Here is a 5,013-nt window from a genome sequence, read left to right as displayed (position 1 = left end):
ATGTTATTCTACTTCGTTCGTTACGTATTGCTAAGGTTAAGTTCCTCGTGCAGTGTCAAGAGATCAGCACCTGGAAGATCAATACATTTTAGCAATTGAGACGAGCTGTGATGAAACGGCCGTCGCTATTGTGAAAAACGAAACAGAACTGATCACGAACATTGTCGCTTCACAAATTGAAAGTCATAAGCGTTTTGGCGGTGTCGTCCCCGAAATTGCCTCCAGACACCATATCGAGCAGATGACAATCACTCTGGAAGAAGCGCTGGAGGATGCAGGGATGACGATTGAGGAAATGGATGCCATTGCCGTAACAGAAGGACCTGGGACTTGTAGGCGCGCTTGCTTGTCGGCGTAAATGCAGCCAAGTCCATCGCTTTTGCGAAACAAAAGCCGCTCGTCGGCGTCCACCATATTGCGGGTCACATTTATGCGAACCGATTGGAAAAGGAATTTGAATTTCCACTGCTTTCCCTTGTCGTTTCAGGCGGACACACAGAGCTTGTGGTGATGCGTGGAGCACGGATCTTATGAAATCATTGGAGAAACACGGGACGATGCTGCTGGGGAAGCGTATGACAAAGTCGCTCGTACATTGAAGCTTCCATACCCTGGTGGACCACAGATTGACCGCCTCGCTCGAGAAGGGGAGGAGACCATCGATTTTCCTCGTGCCTGGCTTGAAGAAGGGTCTTATGATTTCAGTTTCAGCGGATTGAAATCAGCGGTCATCAACCGGCTTCACAAAGCGAAGCAGCGAGACGAATATTTGAAACCTGAAGATGTCGCGGCAAGCTTTCAGGCTAAGTGTAGTGGACGTGTTATCCACAAAGGCATACCAAGCTGCTGAGGAGTATGGTGTGAAACAAATGATCGTGGCTGGTGGTGTAGCTGCCAATAAGGGATTAAGAGCAGCCCTTAAAGAGAAGTTCGAAGATAGTGAAACGGACCTGCTTATTCCACCACTTCATTTGTGTACAGATAATGCCGCAATGATTGCTGCTGCAGGAGCCGTTGCGTACAACCAGGATCATCGGTCTGAATGGGATTTGAATGCCAATCCAGGATCTGGATCTTGAACTTTATGGTGCACGAAAAAAATAAGATCGTGAACAGGAACGATCCAAGCTCTCCTTTGTAGTTAAGGAGAGCTTTTCCCTTTTCTTGGGGGATGTGAATAAATGAGGATATTCTTCACAAGGCTGAACAACTATCCACATGTGTATAAACATGCAGTGGACAAATTAACAGTGGATAAGTGGAATGGGAAAAGAAAACGGTACCATTTTTGTGGATAAACAAGAGTTATTCTGTGGATAATGTGCATAACCCTGTTGAAAACTGTTAATCAAGCCATTCAAGTGTTGAAAACTATGTGGATACTTAATACCCCCTCATACACGCTTATGCATGTTCGCTAATCACTCTTAAAAACTGGAAAATGACCAATGTAAACAAATGAACAAACGTTGATGTGGAAAAAAATGGTGTACCAGGTCATCCATATTTTGGATGACCTGGTACACCTGTTTTTGCCTGTCATGAATCGTGGAGGGTTTCCCATTCTTCCATGAGGGCTTCGAGTTTGGTTTGGAGTTGGCTGTTGTCCTCGGTGATTTCCAATGATCGTTCGTGGTCCTGATAAATGTCAGGGTCACAGAGGAGTTCTTCGTTTTCTTCGAGTCTTGCTTCCAGCTGTTCGATTTCTTCTTCGATCTCCGCTATGCGCCGGTTTTTCTTCCGTTCTTCACGCTTTGCGGCTTTGTCTTCTTCGAAACTGTTCTTTTGCTGCAATTCCTGCTGCTTCGGTTCATTCTGCAGACGTTCGGCTTCTTCGATTTGCTGCAGCTCGAATTCTTCCTGTTTCTTATCAACATAATAGTCATAGTCACCAAGAAACAACCGTGTCTCTTCAGGATTCATTTCCACAACTTGTGTCGCAATCTTGTTGATAAAGTAACGGTCGTGAGAAACGAACAACAGGGTACCCGGATAATCCACAAGTGCTGCCTCCAGCACTTCTTTGCTGTCGAGGTCCAGGTGGTTGGTCGGCTCGTCGAGAATTAAGAAGTTCGCTTCCTGCATCATCAGTTTCGCTAGAGACAGCCTTGCTTTCTCGCCCCCGCTGAGCGCAGAAACAGGCTTCAGCACATCCTCCCCTGAGAAAAGGAAGTTGCCGAGGATGGTGCGGATATCTTTTTCGTTTTTCATCGGATATTCGTCCCAGAGCTCGTTCAAGACGGTTTTTGCTGAATTCAGCTTCGTCTGTTCCTGGTCGTAATAGCCGATTTGTACGTTCGTTCCAATCAGCTTTTCGCCTTTCGACTGTTCCAAGTCCCCAGTGAGTGTCTTCAATAATGTTGTCTTTCCGACCCCATCCGGTCCGACGAGCGCAACAGAATCGCCACGATTCAAGTCTAGTGACACGTTGTCGAAAAGGTAGTCGTTGCTGTCATTATAGCGGAACGCATAGTTGCGCAGCTTCAAGACGTCGTTGCCGCTTCGTTTCGCCGTCTGAAAGCTGAACTTCGCTGATTGGCTGTCGTCCTTAGGCTTTTCAAGCTTGTCCATTTTCTCCAACTGCTTGCGGCGGCTTTGCGCTCGCTTACTTGTCGTCGCGCGAACGATGTTCTTCTGGATGAAATCTTCCATCCGCTTAATTTCTTCCTGCTGCTTTTCAAAACGTTTGAGTTCCTGCTCGTAATCCGCTTCTTTCTTTTTCAAATAATCGCTGTAGTTGCCGTGGTATCTCTTTGATGATTGAAAAGCGATTTCGTATACGGTATTGACGATCTTGTCCAGGAAGTAGCGGTCGTGGGATACGATGACGACGGCCCCCTGATAGCCTTGCAAATACCCTTCAAGCCAGCTTAGCGTATCAATGTCCAGGTGGTTGGTCGGCTCATCGAGAATAAGGACATCAGGGCTCGTAAGCAGCAGCTTTCCTAAAGCTAAACGAGTTTTCTGACCACCACTCAAGGAGTTGATCGGTGTATCCCAGCTGAAGTTTTTGAAGTTCAGTCCATTCAGGACGCCGCGGATATCTGCTTCGTACTGATATCCGCCAGCGGTCTTGAAGTATTCCTGCTTGCGGTCGTAATCCGTTAACAGCTGCTGGTACCGTTTCTGGTCCTCGAGCAGGTCAGGGTCCGCCATTTGGACTTCCATGTTGCGGAGTTCTTTCTCCAAGTCTTTCAGGTGGGTGAACACCTTCTCCATCTCGTTCCAAATGGTTTCCTCAGACTGCAGCCCTGTATTCTGAGCCAGGTAGCCGATCGTTGTTTCTTTGGGTTTGAAAATGTCGCCTTCATCGTGGCTCATTTCTCCAGCCATCATTTTGAGCAAGGTTGATTTTCCTGCTCCGTTTCGACCGACGATGGCAATCCGGTCGTTCATCTGCACTTCCAATTTGATATTCGATAAAATCAACTCGGCGCCGAAACGCTTCGTCAATTGGTTCAATTGCATGAGAATCATGTCGTTTCACCTCAATAAAATCAGTGTATCTCATACGCGCGTCCCCTAGCAACACAATGCTCTTTAAGTATGTGAAATCTTTAACGACTAACGTTTGATTTTTTGGTAGAATAAGAGTAGTGTTTCAATCAGTACAGTAACGATTTTGTTATTAAAAGGGGTAGGAGAAAATGGCGGAATTCAGTCATTTTAATGACCAGGGTCGCGCCCGTATGGTGGACATCACAGAAAAAAAGGATTCTGTACGGACGGCCGTAGCAGCAACAAGCGTACAAGTGAACGAAGAGATTTATCATAAAATCACCAACCACGAAATCGGAAAAGGGGGACGTGCTTTCCGTCGCCCAGGTCGCAGGGATCATGGCAGCGAAAAAAACGTCCGACTGGATTCCGATGTGTCACCCCTGATCATTGAAAGGCATTGATGTGTCCTTCGATTGGGAAACATCAGCCCAGCCGGTTCTACACATCGAGGTTTCGGTCAAAACGAAGGGAAGTACGGGGGTGGAAATGGAAGCGCTAACGGCAGCTTCAGCCACAGCCCTTACGGTTTACGATATGTGCAAAGCGTTAGATAAAGGAATGGTCAGTCGGCCCGACCTATTTGAAAGAGAAAACAGGCGGGAAGAACGGCGACTACACGAGAAACAGGTAAAGGAGTCCGGTGCTAATGGATATCGAACAAACGAAGATTCCACAGGCGACAGCGAAGCGGCTGCCGCTCTATTATCGCTTTTTGAACAACCTTCATACTCAAGGCAAATTGCGGGTGTCTTCGAAAGAACTGAGCGATGCGGTCAAAGTCGATTCAGCGACAATCCGACGTGACTTTTCTTATTTCGGAGCGCTCGGAAAAAAAGGGTACGGCTACAACGTCGAGTATTTGCTTTCCTTTTTCAGAAAAACACTCGACCAGGATGAGACGACACGTGTCGCGTTGATCGGTGTCGGAAATCTTGGGACGGCCTTTTTGAACTATAACTTCACGAAAAATAACAATACGAAAATTGAAATCGCCTTTGATGCGAACGAGGAGCGAATCGGTTCTGAGGTCGGTGGCGTCGGTGTTGAACACATTGACGATCTAGAAGAAAAGCTCGGGGACATTTCTGTGGCCATTCTCACGGTCCCGTCATCTGCCGCTCAAGGCATTGCGGACAGGCTTGTGCAAGCGGGAATCTCCGGGATTCTCAACTTTACTCCAGCGAGAATCAGCGTGCCGTCAAATGTAAGGGTCCATCATATCGACCTCGCAATCGAGCGCGCAGGCTCTCGTCTATTCCCTGAAGCATTATCCACTGAAACGAAGAGGAAGTGGAGGAAGACCAATAAGAAAGACAAAAGAGTGTGAAATCATTTTGGTTTCTCACTCTTTTTTTAGGGGGAAGAAGATTTGGAAACGTTCACGGTTGGTTCAGAAACAGAAAGGTTAATGATCAGACCGCTTGAAAAAGGCGACTATGAAAGTTGGGTTGCTGGATATGAGGGGCGGTATCCTTCCAAGCACCGGCATGATGATGGTCGTCCTGATATGGT

At 47.1% G+C, this 5,013-nt stretch carries 7 protein-coding genes and 1 pseudogene; 7 read left to right on the top strand and 1 reads right to left on the bottom strand.

Going from position 1 to position 5,013, the window contains the following annotated elements:
* Nucleotides 1-52 precede the first annotated feature (52 nt).
* From ACXAC1_RS19900 to ACXAC1_RS19885, 4 genes are read left to right on the top strand one after another with little or no spacing between them, the layout of a single operon-like run.
* Entirely contained in the window at nt 53-358 is a 306-nt protein-coding gene (locus tag ACXAC1_RS19900; protein WP_475063954.1) for a hypothetical protein, read from the top strand.
* Nucleotides 343-534, top strand: coding sequence for a hypothetical protein (locus ACXAC1_RS19895; RefSeq protein ID WP_475063952.1), 192 nt, complete (start codon nt 343-345; stop codon nt 532-534). Before ACXAC1_RS19900 ends, ACXAC1_RS19895 begins: the two co-directional genes overlap by 16 nt.
* Nucleotides 515-850, top strand: coding sequence for a hypothetical protein (locus ACXAC1_RS19890; RefSeq protein ID WP_475063950.1), 336 nt, complete (start codon nt 515-517; stop codon nt 848-850). Before ACXAC1_RS19895 ends, ACXAC1_RS19890 begins: the two co-directional genes overlap by 20 nt.
* A 19-nt stretch (nt 851-869) precedes the next feature.
* Nucleotides 870-1,079: a hypothetical protein gene (locus tag ACXAC1_RS19885; protein WP_475063956.1), complete on the top strand. Its 210-nt coding sequence runs from the start codon at nt 870-872 to the stop codon at nt 1,077-1,079.
* A 460-nt stretch (nt 1,080-1,539) separates the two neighbouring features.
* On the opposite strand, the gene abc-f is transcribed toward ACXAC1_RS19885, so the two are convergent.
* Entirely contained in the window at nt 1,540-3,468 is a 1,929-nt protein-coding gene (gene abc-f, locus ACXAC1_RS19880; RefSeq protein WP_475063948.1) for a ribosomal protection-like ABC-F family protein, read from the bottom strand.
* Between the two features lie 179 nt (nt 3,469-3,647).
* Between abc-f and ACXAC1_RS19875 the strand changes: the two genes are divergently transcribed.
* From ACXAC1_RS19875 to ACXAC1_RS19865, 3 genes and pseudogenes are all read left to right on the top strand, one after another.
* Nucleotides 3,648-3,902 carry a cyclic pyranopterin monophosphate synthase MoaC gene (locus ACXAC1_RS19875; RefSeq protein ID WP_475063947.1) on the top strand — a complete coding sequence of 85 codons (255 nt, stop codon included), beginning with the start codon at nt 3,648-3,650 and terminating at the stop codon, nt 3,900-3,902.
* Between the two features lies 1 nt (nt 3,903).
* Nucleotides 3,904-4,005: pseudogene (locus tag ACXAC1_RS19870) on the top strand (cyclic pyranopterin monophosphate synthase MoaC); the annotation flags it as partial.
* A 142-nt stretch (nt 4,006-4,147) separates the two neighbouring features.
* A complete protein-coding gene (locus ACXAC1_RS19865) occupies nt 4,148-4,828 on the top strand; it encodes a redox-sensing transcriptional repressor Rex (RefSeq protein WP_475063945.1) in 681 nt (226 codons plus the stop codon).
* Nucleotides 4,829-5,013 lie beyond the last annotated feature (185 nt).

The sequence above is a fragment of the Marinomonas sp. AWM4_232 genome, from assembly GCF_056158325.1.
The sequence above is the reverse complement of the archived record's forward strand: the minus strand, read 5'-3'. Positions and strand labels throughout refer to the sequence as shown.